At 52.2% G+C, this 18,271-nt stretch carries 14 protein-coding genes and 1 pseudogene; 2 read left to right on the forward strand and 13 right to left on the reverse strand.

The features are described 5' to 3' along the window. Window positions 1-115 precede the first annotated feature (115 nt). The 4 genes and pseudogenes from KOR42_RS21895 to KOR42_RS21910 all read right to left on the reverse strand — a co-directional run. Window positions 116-340 (reverse strand): annotated as a pseudogene (locus KOR42_RS21895) (DUF1559 family PulG-like putative transporter); the annotation flags it as partial. Between the two features lie 86 nt (window positions 341-426). Continuing rightward, window positions 427-1,929: a FecR family protein gene (locus KOR42_RS21900; protein ID WP_146511974.1), complete on the reverse strand. Its 1,503-nt coding sequence runs from the start codon at window positions 1,927-1,929 to the stop codon at window positions 427-429. A 73-nt stretch (window positions 1,930-2,002) separates the two neighbouring features. Further along, window positions 2,003-2,539, reverse strand: coding sequence for a sigma-70 family RNA polymerase sigma factor (locus KOR42_RS21905; protein ID WP_197441439.1), 537 nt, complete (start codon window positions 2,537-2,539; stop codon window positions 2,003-2,005). Between the two features lie 541 nt (window positions 2,540-3,080). After that, complete coding sequence (locus KOR42_RS21910; RefSeq protein ID WP_146511976.1) at window positions 3,081-3,668, reverse strand: hypothetical protein; 588 nt, start codon at window positions 3,666-3,668, stop codon at window positions 3,081-3,083. Window positions 3,669-3,844: 176 nt separating this feature from the next. Here KOR42_RS21910 and KOR42_RS21915 point away from each other — a divergent pair, with 176 nt between their 5' ends. Further along, entirely contained in the window at window positions 3,845-4,174 is a 330-nt protein-coding gene (locus KOR42_RS21915) for a hypothetical protein (protein WP_197441440.1), read from the forward strand. Between the two features lie 228 nt (window positions 4,175-4,402). Here KOR42_RS21915 and KOR42_RS21920 read toward each other — a convergent pair whose 3' ends face one another. The 9 genes from KOR42_RS21920 to KOR42_RS21960 all read right to left on the reverse strand — a co-directional run bounded on the left by KOR42_RS21920 (window position 4,403) and on the right by KOR42_RS21960 (window position 16,616). After that, window positions 4,403-6,886: a DUF1588 domain-containing protein gene (locus KOR42_RS21920; protein WP_197441441.1), complete on the reverse strand. Its 2,484-nt coding sequence runs from the start codon at window positions 6,884-6,886 to the stop codon at window positions 4,403-4,405. A gap of 47 nt (window positions 6,887-6,933) precedes the next feature. Beyond that, the gene (locus tag KOR42_RS21925; RefSeq protein ID WP_146511978.1) at window positions 6,934-8,193 is read right to left on the reverse strand and encodes a DUF1552 domain-containing protein; all 1,260 of its coding nucleotides are present in this window, start codon (window positions 8,191-8,193) and stop codon (window positions 6,934-6,936) included. Window positions 8,194-8,197: 4 nt separating this feature from the next. Continuing rightward, on the reverse strand, window positions 8,198-9,547 hold the full coding sequence (locus tag KOR42_RS21930; RefSeq protein ID WP_146511979.1) for a FecR domain-containing protein: 1,350 nt from the start codon (window positions 9,545-9,547) through the stop codon (window positions 8,198-8,200). Between the two features lies 1 nt (window position 9,548). Then, a complete protein-coding gene (locus KOR42_RS21935) occupies window positions 9,549-10,088 on the reverse strand; it encodes a sigma-70 family RNA polymerase sigma factor (RefSeq protein WP_146511980.1) in 540 nt (179 codons plus the stop codon). A gap of 272 nt (window positions 10,089-10,360) precedes the next feature. After that, window positions 10,361-11,818 carry a DUF1501 domain-containing protein gene (locus KOR42_RS21940; RefSeq protein ID WP_146511981.1) on the reverse strand — a complete coding sequence of 486 codons (1,458 nt, stop codon included), beginning with the start codon at window positions 11,816-11,818 and terminating at the stop codon, window positions 10,361-10,363. 28 nt (window positions 11,819-11,846) lie between these two features. Continuing rightward, window positions 11,847-14,372: a PSD1 and planctomycete cytochrome C domain-containing protein gene (locus KOR42_RS21945; protein ID WP_146511982.1), complete on the reverse strand. Its 2,526-nt coding sequence runs from the start codon at window positions 14,370-14,372 to the stop codon at window positions 11,847-11,849. Window positions 14,373-14,375: 3 nt separating this feature from the next. Next, window positions 14,376-15,338, reverse strand: a complete 963-nt coding sequence (locus KOR42_RS21950) for a hypothetical protein (RefSeq protein ID WP_146511983.1) — start codon at window positions 15,336-15,338, stop codon at window positions 14,376-14,378. Continuing rightward, window positions 15,335-15,850 carry an RNA polymerase sigma factor gene (locus KOR42_RS21955; RefSeq protein ID WP_146511984.1) on the reverse strand — a complete coding sequence of 172 codons (516 nt, stop codon included), beginning with the start codon at window positions 15,848-15,850 and terminating at the stop codon, window positions 15,335-15,337. Before KOR42_RS21955 ends, KOR42_RS21950 begins: the two co-directional genes overlap by 4 nt. A 250-nt stretch (window positions 15,851-16,100) precedes the next feature. Then, on the reverse strand, window positions 16,101-16,616 hold the full coding sequence (locus KOR42_RS21960) for a YciE/YciF ferroxidase family protein (protein ID WP_146511985.1): 516 nt from the start codon (window positions 16,614-16,616) through the stop codon (window positions 16,101-16,103). An 872-nt stretch (window positions 16,617-17,488) separates the two neighbouring features. Here KOR42_RS21960 and KOR42_RS21965 point away from each other — a divergent pair. Beyond that, window positions 17,489-18,202 (forward strand): RNA polymerase sigma factor, encoded by a 714-nt coding sequence (locus KOR42_RS21965; RefSeq protein WP_146511986.1) that lies wholly within the window; start codon window positions 17,489-17,491, stop codon window positions 18,200-18,202. Window positions 18,203-18,271: the final 69 nt, after the last annotated feature.

Raw genomic sequence — 18,271 nt, forward strand, 5'->3', positions numbered from 1 at the left:
GGTCAGTCAGGTCACTTGGGTACGCTTTTCGAATCGCCTCGGACACCGTGCACTCCTTTGCGTTGATGAACCGCAAAGTGTGAACAAAACCAGACTTTCACAAAACCTCAGTTTCCGGATAGCCTCTAAACGTGCTTTCGTAGTTATGAATTGCCAAAGCAATGTTTTTAAGATTGTTCTTACACTGTGTTCTTCGAGCAGCTTCCCGTGCTTGCTGAACAGCCGGAAGTAGCAGTGCAATAAGGATTGCGATGATCGCAATCACGACCAGGAGTTCAATCAGAGTAAAAGCTCTTGAGCGGTTCTTTTCCCGTGTACAGACATTTTCAAATAAATTCATCAAACACCTTTCTTCATAAGTAGTAGAACGGTCGCGAAATTACATTCTTTCCCGACGACGGATGACGAACAGATAGTTGGAGAGAACTAATTCAGCGGGACGACGATGATTCCGTAGTTCGCTTTGAACTGGCCCGTATTCTCATCGCTCGAGATTGCTCCAAGGACAACATTCAGATTGTCCCGGACTGTTTTCTTCCAAAGCGAAAACTTCGAGTCAATCGATTTTCCAGGACCAACTTCCACGGACTGTTTGACGTGGAACCCTTTCGGGGAGACAAACTCGGCCTCATCGAGACCGATGACAACTCCAGTGTCTTCGAACTCACTGACTAACCAGTGAGGTCGAGGCGACTGTAAGATTGCATAAAGGACATAAACATCCGCTGACTGAGAGAGCTCAACTGTTATTTCAATGTCCGTATTAAACTTATCATCGTTAAACGTGCGAATATAGTCCTTGCCAAGAAGGTAGGATGGTATGCCGAGAGAATCGATTCCGTTCCATTCGTGCGTACGATCGACGAATGCACGAGCATCTTCTCCAAATCCATTCGGGACGACTTCATAGAATTTGGGGCGAGAACTACTGGAGAGATTGTCCGTGACGTTCAAAATAACGTCGGAACGAGGCATGCTCACATCGTACATCTGAGAACCGAATGGAAAGGCGGCACGATTGACAGAAACAACTCGGTCCCATTCCCCACTCAGTTTAAAGTGAGCTGCTTCTCCGACACTCAACCTTTGCGGCGGAAGACGGTCACCGGAATTCTGATCGCGTCCGGTCAGTGATGTGACGTCGACTTCGCCGTCAAAAACGACGACATCCGTTTCAGAATTGCCGGGATGAACCATGATTCCGAATTCGGTGCCGAGGTCGAGAACCTCGGTGGTCGGAGTGAATACCTTAAATTCACCCTTCCCGACACCTTCGACTCGGGTCGTTGCAGTCCCTGAGTTGAGACTGACCGATATTCCCGAATGAACAACCAATTCGGCTGGACCAACCAAAGACATGATTGCGCCCGAACTGAAGACAAGTTCCGCGCGACCACTTCCCAGGGAGACGGTGTCTCCGCGGCGTAAGAAGTCGCCAACGGACCAACGCGTGGCGCCAAGAGGCCAAGACGCGTCTACGGAACGCGCAAACTCCGCAATGGGCGTCGCATCCACATTTCGGTCCTGATTGTCAATCGTTGGAGCGACATCATCACGGCGATCCGTGGAGTTATTAGTGAGACGAGGTCCGTTCTCGTCGGGTCGTTCGTGAGTCAGTTGGTGATCGAGCCCACTAGATCTGTCAGAGCCAGACAATAACCAAGCTGTCACTCCGACGAAGACCACGGCGAGCGTCAACACAAGTGCGATGAAAGCCTTGGGCCGAGTTGAATGTCGTTCTCCGCTTGATCGCGTTGCTGAAGAGGGTTGTAGCGAGTTGCTCTCGCCTGACTGTTCCATCCTGAACGCACTCTCAACGCGGAGATGTCCACGCAACGCAGCTGTTTCCAGGTACAATCGTCGGAATTCAGCATCTTGCTTCAAACGCTCGCAGAACGAACGAGCTTCATCTTCGGTGTACGTACCCATCTCCACGAGATCGAGAATCCGAAGAATTTCAAGTTGATCGCTACTACGTTGCGCGTCGATTATGCCCCTCCTCTCACGCCAGCTTCGATGTGATGCAGGTTCCCAAATTTCGAATGATGATCTGCAGACGCCGACGAACGGTGACCTCAGAACGATTGAGCATTTTGACGACGTCTTTCAGCTTGACGTCCGGTCGGAAGCGGTAAAGGACAAGGTCTCTTTGCTGAGACGGGAGCTTCTCAAGGCATTCCTGCAGGGCAGTCGACTGAACTTCGAATTCATTTCCCATCGCAGCTGCATCTTCTGCAAGGAGCTGAACGAGCTCATCGCTGAAGAAGACCCGACGATTGTGCTCTTTTCGACGAAACTCCTGAACCTTGAAATAAGCGATCCGACAAGCCCACGCACCAAAATTTGTCCCACGCTCAAATTCGCTTCGTTTCTCCCACATGAAAGTGGTGACTTCCTGGAACAGGTCGTCAACATCCGAACGATCTGGGAGAAGTGACACTAGATACCCGACAATTCTCCCCTGATGCTGCATGACCAATTGAACGAATTCATCCGGTCCGATCATTGCCTCAGACGGAGCGACGGGAGAACTACTCATAACAGGAAGGCCGGACGGACAAGTGATTGTTGATGACTTCTTGATACTAATGACGCTCTTCAGAAAAAACCAAAGCACAAAATCGAGATTCACAGCAAAAAAACGTACAAGCAGTTTCTGGAAAACCCTTTGTGTCACCAAGTCTCTTGGCATTGGCCGCACAGGTCACAAGCATCAACGCAAGGGCAGTCGAGTGAAACACCTGAGATGCCACTTTCGATAGCGGTAGAGAGACAGCAACCATCCGCAGCCCCTGAATCAGCCGTCACTGAAACTCTCCACTCACTGCAAGTCCAACACGACAAGCAGTTCGTGGCTGAACTTTATGGAACGTTGGTTTCGCGATCTCACCGAACCCTGCATTCGTCGCAAATCACTTCGCAACGTTGCCAAGCTGGAAGCAGCAATCTGGGAGCACATCAATCACACCAACAACGCTCCCAACTCCTTCCAGTGAACCAAAGACCCAGACGACATCCTCAACAAAGTCACCCGAACCAGAGAAGCGATCAGTCAGACACCGACCGAGTGAGTCACTAGGTTAGATTGATTCCCTTTCAACTGAGTCAATCACGCGTGCCAGACTCGGATCGCACAGCCCGCCGATTGTGGCAGCGACTCCGCCTTGCCACAGAGGAAACACGAAAAAGAAACCCCAAGGGTGACCAATCGATGTGTGGTCCGCAATGAAGACTCCAATCACTATGAACGCTGACCCCAAAATCGTTCCGACAAGTGGCGTCAAGAGAAGGGTCAACTCAGGTTGTGATTCTTCGACGAAAGTAATCAACGGAAATACGAGAAGCGTCGCCCCGATGCATCCGCTGATCGCACCAACAATGGCTCCCCCGAACAATCCGTTGTCAACTCCGAGCAGGTTCATCCCAAAGAAAACCCCTCCAATTCCTGCCAGAAAATAGGCGACCCCTGAAACAACAATCAGGACCAACTGCTGCCAAACAGCAATGGGAGTCAGCGACTTCTGAATTGCAAAACAAATCGCTCCACCAAACAAGAAACCAGGGATAAATACTACAAGTCCCGGAACGACGAACGACAAGCAGGAAAGAAGCCCAGACGCAAGTCCGCACATCACAAAAATCGCAATTGGTGGTTGATTGTTATTCATTCACAACAAACCGCACGATCACCGCGTGCATAACTGATGGCGATTTGTCACACGCTGGAAACGCCATGATTTTCTTTAGAGGCTGACAGAAAACTGATTTTATGATCAGCTAGCGAGCGGCAATAGATTTGTGCCTAATGAGCGTTTGTTCACGACAACTCATCAAGGAGCGAAGCATGGATGCACGGCTGCCGGATGACTTTTACAAGCATGTCAAAGATCTGCTACCAGCACAACCGACTCCCGGACCGCAAGGGGGACGCCCGCCAACGGATCACTTTACCGTTCTCAAAGTCATCTGGTTTGTGTTGACTGTGGGCTGTTGTGACATGACTGGGAAGATGCTGGGATTTGGGAAAAATTTCCTCACCTGTTGCTCACCAAATCGAGGCGAACCAACCAACTCTCGCACGAGACTGTCGTCATTGATTCTTCTCAAGTACGAGCTTTTGGTGGCGGAGTTTGCAGCGGTCCGAGCCCAGTTGACCGCAGAAAGAAACGGGTGAAACACACCATGCTGGTCGATCGTCTCGGAGTTCCCCTGGCGGTGCAGTCGGTCTCGGCGAACTCGACTGATCACCGACAGATCCTCTCGACGCCTGCGAACGTTTCGCATTCACGGTGATCTGCTTCCAAATCCTCACACGCAACAACTAACTGAGGAACAAGCGAGCGAGGTTCATTGTCAACCTCATTAGCTATCATTGCGATTTACCTTAATAACTGAGGTGGTATTATCTCGACGTTTCGCGGAAGAGTGGGCTGTCGATGACGGCGGCGATTGTGGCAATCATGTGGTAGTCGTGCTCGGCCGATTTTGCCACGATTTTCTCGATCTCTGTGTAATCATCCGGTTCTTCCCCGTTGGCATAGGTAAGGAGTTTGGTGACGAAGCAGCGGATGAAGCGATCGCTGTTGGCCTTCGATTGCATCAGCTGACGGAAGCCGACGATATCGCGGTACTCAGCTCTGTTTAAGAAACTGGCGGAAGCATCAACTGGAATTCCTTCTGGTTTCGGTCGCTTCTGTCGTTGCCGTTTGCTAACGGGTTCGAGAGTTGGGTCATCGTAAGCGTCTCGCCAACTGCCAACGGGGTCGAAGTTTTCGAATGCCCAGCCGAACGGGTCAATGCTCTGATGGCACGAAGCACAGGTTTTGTCGGATCGATGAGCCTCGAGGACTTCCCTGATCGTTCTTGCAGAGCGAATATCTGGTTCTTCAATTAGGACGTCCGCTGGCGGGGGCGATGGATGGATCGCGAGAAAATTTTCCATCACGTAAATCGCCCGATGAATGGGAGACGTGCCGAGGCTGTCAGCGGTGACGGTGTGAAAGGCCCCCATTCCCAAAAACCCACCGCGTCGACCATCCGTGAAGGTGTATTTGCGGAGCTTTGAATCCTGCGGAGCATCGTCGATTCCGTAAACCACAGCGAGGTCCGCATTGATGAAGCTGTAATCGGCGGAGATGAACTCCGTGACCGGAAGATCTTCTTCAACGGCATAGCGAAAGAATGTTAGTGCCTCATTGATCATATCGTCACTGACCTTTTTCCGGTGATAATGCGGATAGCGGTCCGGATCAGGGGCCATGAAGTTAATGTCGTTGAGTTTCAGCCAGGCGTAAGGGAACGTCTTTAGAAACGGATCGCACTCAGCCGATTCCAGGCGACGTTGCACTTCCTCATACACACCTTCGAACGATTCAAAATCCCCCGCTTCTACGGCCTCGCGCAGCTCGCGATCGGGAATTGTACTTTGGAGGAAGTTGCTGAACTTCGCGGCGAACTCTTCCTGTGGAGTCAGATCGTCGGTGTTGAGCAGGAGAAACGGTGGCGATGCCAAGATCGCGATGATCCCTTCCTTAAAGGCAGCCACATCTCCGAGGGATTGCTTCTTTGACTGCACGAGTTGAACGACCGGTTCCAGCTCCCCTTCACGAACCTCACGACGCCAGGCTCGTTCCGCAATCGGTTCCAGAATCGAAGCAGCGTCCTCAACCGAGGGGTTCTTGCCCAGCAAAGCCACTTGACGAGCAGGCGGCCAAGAGTCGAACAATGGCCCTTCGACCGAGGCGCTGTAAATTCGTGGTCGTGGCCCCCGCCAGAAGTCGACCCAGTGATGCCAACTTTCTGGCCTGAGCACCCGGCGTCCCGGCTTGTTGACGATAGAATCCGCAACTTGCTGATAGAGTTCGGGATCGTGTTCCTTAATATATTCTCCGGCAATGGCATTCTGAAATTTGAAGTTGCCGTTGCCACGCAGAGTCAGTCCGTCAGTCGGATACCGGAATCGCAGACGTGTTCCAGCTGCAAGCCATTCGGTTAACTCAAGTTCGACGATATTGTTGTCTGGCAAATCGAAAGTCCGTTCTCGATTGCCCATCACAACGGTGAGTTGAATCGGATCGTCATCGTAAATGCCGGTCTTCTCCGCCTCATAATATCCACGATCTAATCCGGTGCAGCGAATAGAAATCTTATACCAACCGGTTGTCGGAACGACTGGAAAATCCTCGAAGTACGCCAACTCCTTAGGATCCAGAAAGTCGAATCCTTCGCGTTTGCCGCGTCGCTCGGGACGCTTCAGATTCTGGCTGGTGTGCGCAGACCGGATCTGCCTCGAATCGATCTCATAATGTTTGGACTCTGGCTGTTGGCCGTCGAGAATCGTGGCATCAACAATTTTCCGAAGCGAATCGATATACTGTTCGAGATGGAAGTTGCTGAATCCGAGCGTCTCGCCGTGGGTGTCAAACCCCTCGTAAAGTGAATCGCCAATGAGATTGTCGGTCGGCTGATGAGTCCCAACGTCTTCAATCAACAGGGCATCACGAACACTATTCTTAAATTCGCGATTGTTAATCCGTCTTGGAGCAATCTCATGTGAGTGTTGTGACTGGGCAGCGTAGCTCTGGACTTTGTCGGAGAGGAATTCAACTAATTTGTGGCGACCAGAGGTCGTCAGCTGACTCTTTTTTGCTGGAGGCATCTCGCCTGCCTTTACAAGATCCAGACTGGCTGTCCACAGATCGATGCTTTCTTGAGCTGGGGCCGTCCCCAAATCGTGAACGCTGAAGTCTCCCTTGGGCTCTGCTCCACTGTGACACTTGCCGCAGTGCATCTTGATGAGCCCTTCATCTGCGAATGCCGGAAGTGCAGTTCCGAAACCTAATGCCCCGACAATGCACCAAGAAAGTATTCGATCGAACAGGTTCATAAAAGAATCCAAAATGAATGCTGAAGGAAGTCGTGCGGTTCGAAACATTAAGAGAAGCTCAAATCGAGAGCTCCAGTGCTGGTATTGAACGAGTCGCGTTCGATCCCAAACCGCTGCATCAGTGTGACGTATAGATTACATAGCGGCATGTTATTCCCACTATTGTCACGACCATCGATATATCCTCGATGTTTAAATCCACCCCCAGCGACAAAGACCGGAAGATTTCGATTCGAGTGCGTCCCACCGTAACCCATTCCGCTCCCGAACAGCACAATCGTGTGGTCGAGCATCGTCCCTTCCGAATTGGGTTCCCGAATTGAATCGAGCTTGTTCAGACACCTCGTCAACCTTGCGATCTGGAATGACTCGATCGACACCAGTTCCTTGACAAGATCCTCTCCTCGGCCGTTGTGAGTACATCCGTGATAGCTGCGGTTCACGCCATCGATGTCGGTGTAATTTAATTCGGCCGGGAATTCGATACTCGCAACGCGGGTTAAATCTGTCTCGAATGCATAGGCAATCATATCGAACATGGCATCGTACTTGTTGGCGATCGTCGTCTCGCCTACGAAGTGATCGGCGATGTCGAAGGAGGGCTTGTCGCGGTCCAGCCAGGTCTCGCGGTCAGCCAGCGAGTTTTCCAGTTCGCGAATAGAAGTCTGGAACTGATCGAGTCGGTCTCGATCCAGTCGACTTGCGTTCCTTTTGACTCCCTCGAACTGGCTTCCCAGAGTGTCGAGAATGCTCGCGTTCCGCTGCAGCATCTCTCTTCGCTGTTCTTTCTCCTGCGGTGATAAATTTAAGAACAGATGGTTAAAGAGTTCCTGCGGATCGGTGATCGGCAGTTTCTCGACACCGTTCGCCGTCCAACTCATACGAATACCCGAATCGAGCGCAGCGCCGACTGAGGGATAACGGACCTGACTGCCGATGTGCCGCGCGAAGAGCTGATCGAGGGACATATTCTTTTCGGGGAATGCTTGAGCATCCGTCGGCAGGACCCCGCTGAGAAATGAAATTTCCCGACCATGCCCGCTCACCATATTGTGATCAGTGTGCGAGATAATCGTCATGCGATCCTTCAACCATTCCAACGATCTCAGCGTTGGGGAAATCGTGAAGTCCTTCCCGAAGTCCGTCGGAAAGAAGTGTTCCGGATGCATTCCGAACGGATTGCCAACCACGAGAAACCGAGTCGGTGCGGTCGTTGGCCTCGGGGCAGCGAATGAAAGCGACTCCAGAAGCGGGAGTGCCAGTGTGCCCCCCATGCTCTTAAGAACCATGCGTCGATTAAGATTCATTGAGTCACCTTTCCGTTGATTGTTTTACGGTTAATTCGAGGAGTGGGCCAACAGCTTCCGGATGCGAGTCGCTGGCAAACATGTGTGCTAGAACGGGACCTTTGCCTTCGATTTGTGTTGTTAAACGCACAAGAGTCAGCGTAACGGGCTTCCCGCTGTTATTTTTCAGAAACTCCAGCAACTGGTCATTGGCGATACCGAAAGATCCCCGCTGGGCACTTCGTTCGATCTCAAACGTCCCTAACAACACACCATCTTCCGGGGAGGGGGAATCCTCCCATGTCGCATCAACAGACCAGTCGGCCTTTTCAGGGTTCGTTAACCCATAGACACCGAAGCGGTTAATAAGCGACAACCGCGAGACTAATCCCCGTCGACTGGGGACAAGGTTTAACCTTAACCTCGCTGACAACACATCTTTAAGTTCAACATCGGTGAGATCGAATTCAAAGAAGGAGCGATAGTCCCATTTGCCGTTCTCTGTTTTCCGGACGGACAGAACTTCTGAATCGATGAATTTGTGCCGTTTATTGTTGGGAAGGACCGAAGTCGAACGCCCGGCGGTGCCGATCCTCACGAGTTCTGTATTCGCTGAAGGCACGAAAGCCGAGTCCTCCTCAGTCCGTATATGCATTGATTCGGTAGAGACGGTGACTTCTTTATGTGGCTCTTTGAGCCGGATTTCTTCACCTGTCGCTGAATGATGAACACCAATCTCTCCTTCGATCAGTTCGAAGACAGAGTCCCCGCGCGTGGAATCGACCCTCACGGCAAAGCGGGTCCCATAGTCAACCGCATACCCGGACGGAGTCTCGACAACAAAGCCAATCGCTGCTTCCGGGACTTCCACCAAAGCAACTCCATCCAATAGTCGGCAACGCATCGCCGAGATGAGTTCAAGATGGACAGGGGCTTCAAGAATCATTTCCGCTCCGGTCGGAAATCGCAACGTCGCAATTCCGGACTTCAGTCTCAAAATTCCGGGAGTGAGTTGCGAGCCGGGTACGGTCGGCAACACGCTCTCCCAGGAGGCGTTCTCACTCGACACCAGCATCGCGACGTTCTCGATCGGCTGAATCGCGGTCCTCAACACCAGAAATAACAGCACCGTCGCTGCCACGACTCCGACCATTGACCAAGTGCGGAACCTGTTTGTTCGAGGAAATCGTGCATTGGTCGCGGAGTTCACCGCTCGTTCCAACGCGATGTCGCGCAGCCCAGTGTCAGTCGCCACCGCTGTGACGAATTCGCGACGCAACTCCGGATGTTTCAACAGAAGAATTTCCAGCTTCTGGACGTCATCTTCAGTCGCGGTCCCAATGAGATAGCGATGAATCAAGGACTGAGGTTCCATGTCAGAGTCCCTCCACTTGCAGGAGGCCTCGCATGCAGTCGGCCAGTTTGTCTCGCAGTCGCCCCAACAGCTTGTAAAGTGCATGCGCCGACTTGCCGCACTGCCCGGCCAACTGTTGAACTCGTCCACTTTCGGAGTAGGGAGCCAATATCAATTCCTGATGAGCAGCGTTGAATTTTCCCAGACATTTCGAATGCGCGCTGCGGATCGAGGCCAGTTCTTCAAGTTGCAGAGCGTCGGCTTCATCCGCCAACTGTTGAAGCATTTCGTCGGTGAGCAACGGTCGAGATCGGCGCGCAGCTGCGATTGCTGACAGGCACTTGAACCGCACAACTACCTTGGCCCAAGGAAGGAATCCCGAAGCACTTTCAAGATCGCTCCGCTTTTCCCACATTGTCACACTGGCTTCCTGCAGGGCATCATCGACCACATTCCAGTCCGGAAGGAGCGTCCGGGCATAGGCGCGCAACACCGGTTCGTGCCGCACGAATTGCCGCATAAACTCACCTTCTGACAATGGCTCGTTAGAAATTTCGCTCATACACCACTTATTTCACAGAAAGCTCCCACCTGCCGAACTTTTTTCAACACGTTACAGAATGATCTGAAAAATAGGCTGTGCATACCGAGTTCGCAAAAAAACGCCATCGTTGAGCAACTGTCAAGTTTTCAGAAACGATGAATCGAGGCACGCGACTCGGTCTGTTGTCTCCGCAGAGGGATGCCTCACGTCGTCAGAATTGAATGACTGAGGCGACGGGAGCAATTGGTGGGGTTTGCTGATTGGTTGATGTAGTTGGTGCGTCGCAGTTCTTAAGCGATGATATCGTTGACGACCTGTCCGTAGACATCGGTCAGTCGAAATTCTCGTCCGGCATAGTTGAATGTGAGACGTTTGTGGTCGAATCCCAGCAGGTGCAGAATCGTTGCGTGCCAATCATGAATGTGCACGGGCTTGTCGACAGCCTGGTATCCGAGCTCATCCGTCTCTCCGTAGCTGAGTCCTGGCTGCACACCGCCGCCCGCCATCCAAATGGTATAGCCTTTGTTATTGTGATCTCGGCCTGTCCCGCTTTGAGCGTAGGGAGTGCGGCCAAACTCGCCGGCCCAAATGACGAGTGTATCCTCGAGCAACCCGCGTTGTTTGAGATCTCTCAACAGCGCTACCATCGGTTGGTCTGTCTGTGAACAACTTTCTGTGAGAGCGGACTCGAGCAAGAAGTGATGGTCCCACTTTGCCGGAGCGGTCACCTCGATGAAACGGACTCCAGCCTCTGCCATGCGTCGAGCGAGCAGGCACTGGCGGCCGAAAAGGTCAGTCGGACGTCCTGATCCAATCCCGTACATTTCCTGAGTGGCTTGTGATTCCAATGAAAGATCCAGCAATTGAGGGATCTCATCTTGCATTCGAAACGCCAGCTCGAACGACTCGATTGCTCCTTCAATTTCCGGATGATACTCATCACGTTGCAGCTTGTGCTGATTCAAATCACGAATCAAATCGAGCTGTCGGCGTTGTTTCGCGTTCGTCAATACCGGGTTATGAACGTTGCGAAGTGGAGGGCCAGGTTCCGAGTCGACTCCAAGGACAGCGGCGTAAAATCCGGGAATCTGGTTGGTTCCGATTTTCGTAGCCTGACAGATCGCAGGCAGAAATGCGCTCCCATAGTTCTGAGCGCCTCCGTTGTCCGATGGGGGATTGAGTGTCACGAACCCGGGAAGATTCTCGTTCTCCGTTCCCAGTCCGTAGACTGACCATGCTCCGAGTGATGGCCGAGTGAACTGGAAGCTTCCAGTATGCATCTGCAAGAACGCCTGTGCATGGTTAGGCAAGTCCGTGTGCATGCTTTTAACGAAGCAGAGGTCATCGGCGTGTTCAGAGAGATGCGGCATCAGTTCTGAAAACCACTGTCCTGACTCTCCATGCTGGGCGAACTTGAACGGAGACGCCATCAGCCCCGCATTTCCTTTGAGGACACTCTCAGCTGTCTGCTGTCCGGATCGACTCTGCAACTTGGGCTTGTAGTCGAAGAGATCGAGATGCGAAGGTCCCCCGTTCATGCAGAGAAAAATCACACGTTTGGCTCGGGCTGGAAAGTGAGTTGGTTTCGGCGCTAGACCATCTGTCGACGATGAAGCGTCTCGGGCTGCTTGTGCTTGAGCCAGTCCTGCGAACGCGAGGTAACCGAACCCGGAAGCGAGCGATCTCAACGCAGTTCGTCGAGAGAACAGATTGACTGGAGCGGATTGCTCGTGCTGGTGCAGGGGCATGATGATTCCCTTATGTTCGGGCGATTCTTTAATCGATGTTTCGAAACTCAGCGGTCGCCAACAACGCCTGACAGAAACTCATCAACAATTCATTGCGGTCGGCGTCGAGTTGATCGGCTGATGTTGAAGCGGGATTCAAAAAGTCCAACGAGCGTTCAAGCTCCTCTCGATCCGGACTGCGGGCGAAACAGAGTTGGAATGCACGTTCAATTCTGTCCTCATTTGTTTCAGCTTCGTCTTCCAGACGCGAAGCGAAGCCTCGACTTCGGTCGAGGACGAACGGACTGTTCATGAGGTAGAGAGCCTGAACGGGGACATTCGTTTGCTCGCGATCTCCAGTGACGAGACTCGGTTCGGCGAAGTCGAAGAGTTCGAGGACATCCGGCAACCGATCCCGAATGACTGGCAGATAAACAGATCGGTGAAGCGAACCGTCTAAATCTGTCGGCAATCGGCGATCGAGACCGATGAGTGAGATCGGTTTATCGAGAATCATTCGCCCGACTAAAGAACCTTCCGGTCGCGACATATCCAGTTCGTCAGAAACGACAAGCATCGCGTCGCGAATTGATTCCGCGGGAAGTCGCCGCTTGGGCATTCGCCATAACAAACGATTCTCCGGGTCCTGCAAGAAATTTGTTCTGTTGAATTCCGAGGCCTGTCGATACGTTCGCGTTAGCACAAGCCGCCGTACCAATCGCTTTAAAGACCAGCCATCGTTGACAAATTGTACAGCGACCGCATCGAGCAATTCCGGATGGCTCGGCAGTTCTCCTGTCGTCCCGAAGTCATCCACCGTGCGAACAATCCCGGTCCCAAACAGATGATGCCAGACGCGGTTGACAAACACTCGACTCGTCAGTGGATGTTGCGGATCGGTCAACCACTCCGCGAGTTGCAGTCGTCCGCTTTGCCCGTCCGGAATCTGCGGCGTTTCATCGAGTCGGATCGCTCGCGGGAATCTGCGAGGAATCGGTTCGCCAGGTCGACTCACTTCCCCACGGGCCAGAAAATGAGCGTCGCGAATTAATTCTCGATCACTGACTCCCATTGCCACCGGCAACGCGCGGCCATCGTCGTCAATGGTTTGCAGCTTCCCGACGATGGGACCAGTCCGCCAGATGTTTGCCAAAACATCTCGCAGAGTGAAGGTCTTCCTGGGTTTCTTTCCAGAGAAGAGAGCACGTTGGGCAGCGTCTATTTCTGCCTTTTCGGCTCTGAGTTCCTCGAGTCTTTCTTTAAGTTCTTGGACTTTTTGAGGTGTCACCGATGGGTGGAGGATGGTTTGCCCCTTCAAATGTGGCAGTTCCATCAAGTCACCTCCTTGACGACTGGCTGGCGAGACGAACGTTCCGAAATATGTCTTTGTACTTTCGAAGATTCCTGCCAGAGCGTAATAGTCCTCCATCGAGAACGGATCGAATTTGTGATCGTGACAGCGGGCACAAGCGACCGAAGATGCCATGAGTCCTCGACTGAGGCTGTCGATCTGTTCATCGATGATGTCGGCCAGAAACTGTTTGTCATTCGACTCCGAGAGGTTCTTTGTCCCCACTGCCAGAAATCCGGTGGCAACAAGCAATCGGGCCCGTTCTTTCGGCGACTCGTACGGAAGCAAATCACCGGCGATCTGTTCGGTGAAAAATCGATCGACCGGAATGTCTGAGTTCACACTTTCGATCACGTAATCCCGATACCGCCACGCATATGGAAACGGGATATTCGCTTCCTTTCCGCTCGATTCCCCAAACCGTGCCACATCGAGCCAATGCCGTCCCCAGTGTTCACCAAACTGCGGCGATTCGAGAAGCGAGTCGACCTCATTCGCGAGAGCTTTCTCGACTCCCAGCGACTCAATAGCCTTGCGAAATCGAACAAGGTCATCCGGTGATGGAGGCAATCCAACGAGATCGAAATACAATCGACGGAGAAGGATGTGCGGCTCGGCATCCGTTGCCGGTGCCAGGTCATTGCGATCGAGTTCGTGCATAATGAAGCGGTCGATCTCGTCCCGCAGCCACTCCGAATTCGACACCTCGCCTGCTGTCGACTCCTGCGGCGATTGATACGCCCAAAACGTTTCCGCTGTCTTCTTTCCTCGCCAGTCCTCATTCGTGTTCTGCTGAGTTGAGATGCGAGGATCAGGCACGCCCATCTCGATCCACTTCCTGAAATCGTGGATCACGTCATCGGAGAGACGCTCCTCTTTCGGGGGCATTTTGAGATCGGAATCCTCGTGCAACATTGCAGTCAGAAGAAGACTCGCATCGGGTTGCCCCGGGACAACGGCAGGCCCTCGACCACCGCCAGCCCGGAGGGCAGATTTTACATCGACCCGCAATTCCCCCTCAGCAGAACCTGCTTCGAGCGAATGACAGTCGTAGCAGTGCTTGATCAGGACAGGACGAATTTTCGCTTCGAAGAAAGTGAAATCGGTCGCTGAGGACGGATCTTCCGGCGTGCGATTTTCGGCCGCTTTCTGATCATCCGCAGTGGCTGTCAGGACTAAAGAGAATACAAGAACGATTGTTGTCGAGGTCTTGAGAGTTTTCATCGATCATTGAACCTCATTCTTTTCACGCTTCGGACGATGGACACGGATTTCGGCATCCGGATCGAGATGAGCGGTGAGCTGATATTGCTCGTCACCGATTTCGTCAGTGTTGACAAGCGTAAAACTGACAACACCACGAGGCTCTCCTTTGTCCACAGTCCAGAGAATCAACCTGACCAGCGTGTCGGTCTCATCAACCTCAAGCAGTGCCGACGAAATCAGAGAATGCGACCTCCCCGGTTTCAAGGTTGCCCAAATCACAGAATTGCCCATGCCGGACTGAGAAATGTCGCTTCTTTTCGTTGCATCTTCACTCAGGGGCCCATCGGCGCGGAGATCAAAATCGGCAAGGACATTTTCGATCAGGGAAGGAACAGTCATCGAGTTAATCGCGACGAACATGGCGATGTCCTCAGGGAGTTCCTCATCGCTGCCATAGATCTGAATTCCGGTGGACCTGTCCGGGCTGACCCATACTTTGCCCTGCCCGTCTCGGCCGTACACCAACCTGATTTTCCCCACAGTCGCATCCGCCCAGAAGCGGTCGCCTCTCGTCCACAAAACCGTATCCGACGGTCCGGTGAATGGATTTCGTTCGTTCCAATATGCGGGATCCGGAGCGAAGTGAACGTCGTAACAACGATCCATCGGCTGAGTATGAACTTCACTGACATCACGCAGAATCGTGGCTGCCTGAATCTGTGATGGAGAAATCGACCGTCCAATCAAGAACGCGATCACGAACCCCAACGCCGTCGTCACCGACCACACCAACGGACTTCCCCAACTTCGTGAGCTTGGGGAGGACTCTGCTGACTGGGGTTTCGGCAACTGGGGTTTCGGCAACTGACCGACAAGCCGATCAACGAACGCTGTCGTTTCGAAGCGAAGCGTCTGCTCATCCAGATGGTTTCTGACGAGATCGTCAATCTCATCGAAGTCAGAATGTTTCCGTTCGTCAGTCACTTGATGTCGTTCTCCAGGAATGGTCGGAGTTTCGAAGCGAGTTGTTTTCGAGCCCGATGGCGGAGCACTCGCACATTCTCCGCTGTCAGTTCCAGCATGGTTGCAATCTCGGAAGTCGAATTGCCCATGACATGAAGTTCAATGACCGCTCTCTGTTCGACAGGTAATTCCCCCAACGCGATACCGACAGCGTCGCCAAGTTCACGACTCGCGGCCGCCTGCAACGGAAGTTCGTTCTTTTCCACCGGGAAATCAGCATCGTTTTGCAACGTCTGCAAGCTGCGAGATTTCGCTTCCCGCTGAGTCCAGTTAATGCTCGCATTGGTCACCGCTTTGAACAGAAGCTTTGTTCCCTCCCGTGGCAAGTCATAGACTTCCGACTTTGTCAGCAACCGCTGATAACAGTCCTGAACAAGATCCTCCGCAACGCTGACATTCCTGACGAGCGAAACAGCATACGCCAACGCTCGCGGAGCACTTTCTGTGATCCATGCTGAAAGTTCGTCAGTCATTGAGAAAAAGCCTGCTCACAGTTGAACAACACACCAGAACCCCAATCGTTACAAAGTTTCTTATGAGAATCCAAAATTCTCTCCCCTTTCAAAGAACGTCGTGCTTCGTGACATTCTCGATTCCGGGCAGTATCAATTTGCGATGTACCAAAAAATGAATCCTCCACTATCGATGAAAACAAGGTTCCATCGGCATAGAGGAGGATCATGCGCTTTGCCGTTCGACAAAGCGAGTTAACTCAGAATTGGATTACGTTGCCGACGCTGCAGCAGCGTTGACCTGGTTTGTCGCAATCGAAGTGAGCTTGCTGTCAGCATCACTTTCTTCATCGAGGGTTTGCTGAAGCAAGTCGGCAGCTTCATGCATTCCCAAACGCTGTGCGAGATTTCGGAGTGTTCCGTAACCTGCCATTTCGTAGTGCTCGACTCGCTGGGCAGCAGCGATCAGGGCGGCGTCAATCACATCTGGATCACCCTTCGCCTTAATCACGTCCTCCCCTTCCGAAACGAGACCTTTCATGGCGTCGCAGGTTTTCCGCTTTGGGTCTTTACCACGCAACTCGAAGATCGTCTCAAGACGCTCCACCTGAATCTGAGTCTCTTTCAGGTGGGTCTTGAACGCATCTTTCAAATCGGTGGCAGTCGCCTTATCAGCCATTTGGGGAATGGCTTCGGTCAATCGATGTTCAGCGTCGTAAAGATCCTCCAACTGATCATCAAACAAACATTCCAGAGTTTCTAACTTCTCTCTTGTAAACAATCCCATTCGATTCTCCTTCTTGGGTTAATTAGGAAAGCCCGCGAACTGACAACGTCGCAAAGTCGATTCCAAACCCGCACCGTGAAGTTCAGTCAGCAGGAGTTTCGAAGGATTGATGCTCTCGAGAAAGAATTGCATAAGGCTCCCCGATGGGAGAGCCGGGGAGTTCTCCGCTTTGACTCACTATTGAAGCAAAGGGGCCAAAGCATGCTGTTCGGTGAGCGACCTCAGTGCGTGCTGAATGGTCGATCGCTCCAAATAATTAATTTCACAAGCCAAAGACGTCCGAATTCAACGTTCGACGCCCCGAATCCAATGACAGAAAACCTCTCGCCGCCTTTAAGTCATGTCGAAGACAAGGCTTTTGATCACGCACGCGACGAATCATCTCATCCGACCGGAAGGCGAAAGCTGACTTCCGGCACGTGTTTTGCCTTCGCTACAATCCGGCCAAAACACTTGCTTGCCGAAGAACAAGTGTGTCAGGTCGTTGAAGTTCCGTAACTCGCCGAAGGTTGCGTTTTCACACTTTCCGCAACTGGAGAGGCTGCATGGATCACCCCGATCCCTGCTGGTGCTTCAGCGAATTCAAAGCAAGTGTTTGGTCTTTTTTCTGATGTGAAGAACACTCTGCCGACAGAGGTCAACTCCCGTCGACAATGCCAGAGTTGACGACCAATCTGTGACGGTCCCAGCCTCCCGGAAGCAGTTCACTCAACGCTCTTGAGTCATCTTCCCTTCTCTGCATCGATTCGAACCCTGCATAGAAACCGGCAGCGGAGCAGGTTATCTTTTGGATCGAGTTGCCACTCGCTGTCTGAGAATTCCAAGCGACGCTTCCGCCTCCTCATCGGGAAAACTCAACCGAAAACCTTCCAATGCACGACGAGTTTCAAAGCACTCAATGGAGTGAAGTGATCAACGCCGGTCGAAATTCGTCTCCCGAATCGCGTCAGGCGCTGGAATCACTCTGCCGGGTCTACTGGTTTCCACTTTACGCATATGCTCGCCGTCGAGTTCCGACTGTTGATGAAGCACAAGACGTGACACAAGCTTTCTTCGCTGATTTTCTCGAGAAGAATTCTGTCGCTTCCGCACGCCCGGAACGAGGAAAGTTTCGAGCATTTCTCCTAGCCTCGTTCAAGAATTTCCTCTCCAAATACTGGGAGAAAAAACGGACACTCAAACGAGGCGGTGGTCAGACAGTTCTGTCACTCAACTTTGAACTTGCCGATTCACAACTCCGAATCGAACCGACCGGAGGACTGACGCCGGACCAGCTTTATGACCAGCAATGGGTGATTGCACTACTCGGACAGATTTTGAATCGACTGAAAGATGAAGCAGAACAGAATGGCAAGTCCGATCAGTTTCGTGAACTGAAAGGTTTTATTGTTGGTGATCATCAGGAATCGACATACGCACAAGTTGCAGAGCGGCTCGACATGACCGAAGCTGCGGCGAAGAAGTCTGCATCAAGAATGCGGAAACGCTATCGGGAACTGCTTCGTGAAGAGATCGCAAGAACGGTTCTTGGTCCCGAAGAGGTCGAAGACGAGATCCACAACCTGTTTGCTGTTCTAAACTTGTGACTTGCACCAAATTTTCCTGTCACGATCGTGTCGAAATCCGTCAGAAGAGATTACAGGAATGTTCAACAA

This window comes from Thalassoglobus neptunius (assembly GCF_007859735.1).
Taxonomy (GTDB): Bacteria; Planctomycetota; Planctomycetia; order Planctomycetales; family Planctomycetaceae; genus Thalassoglobus; species Thalassoglobus neptunius.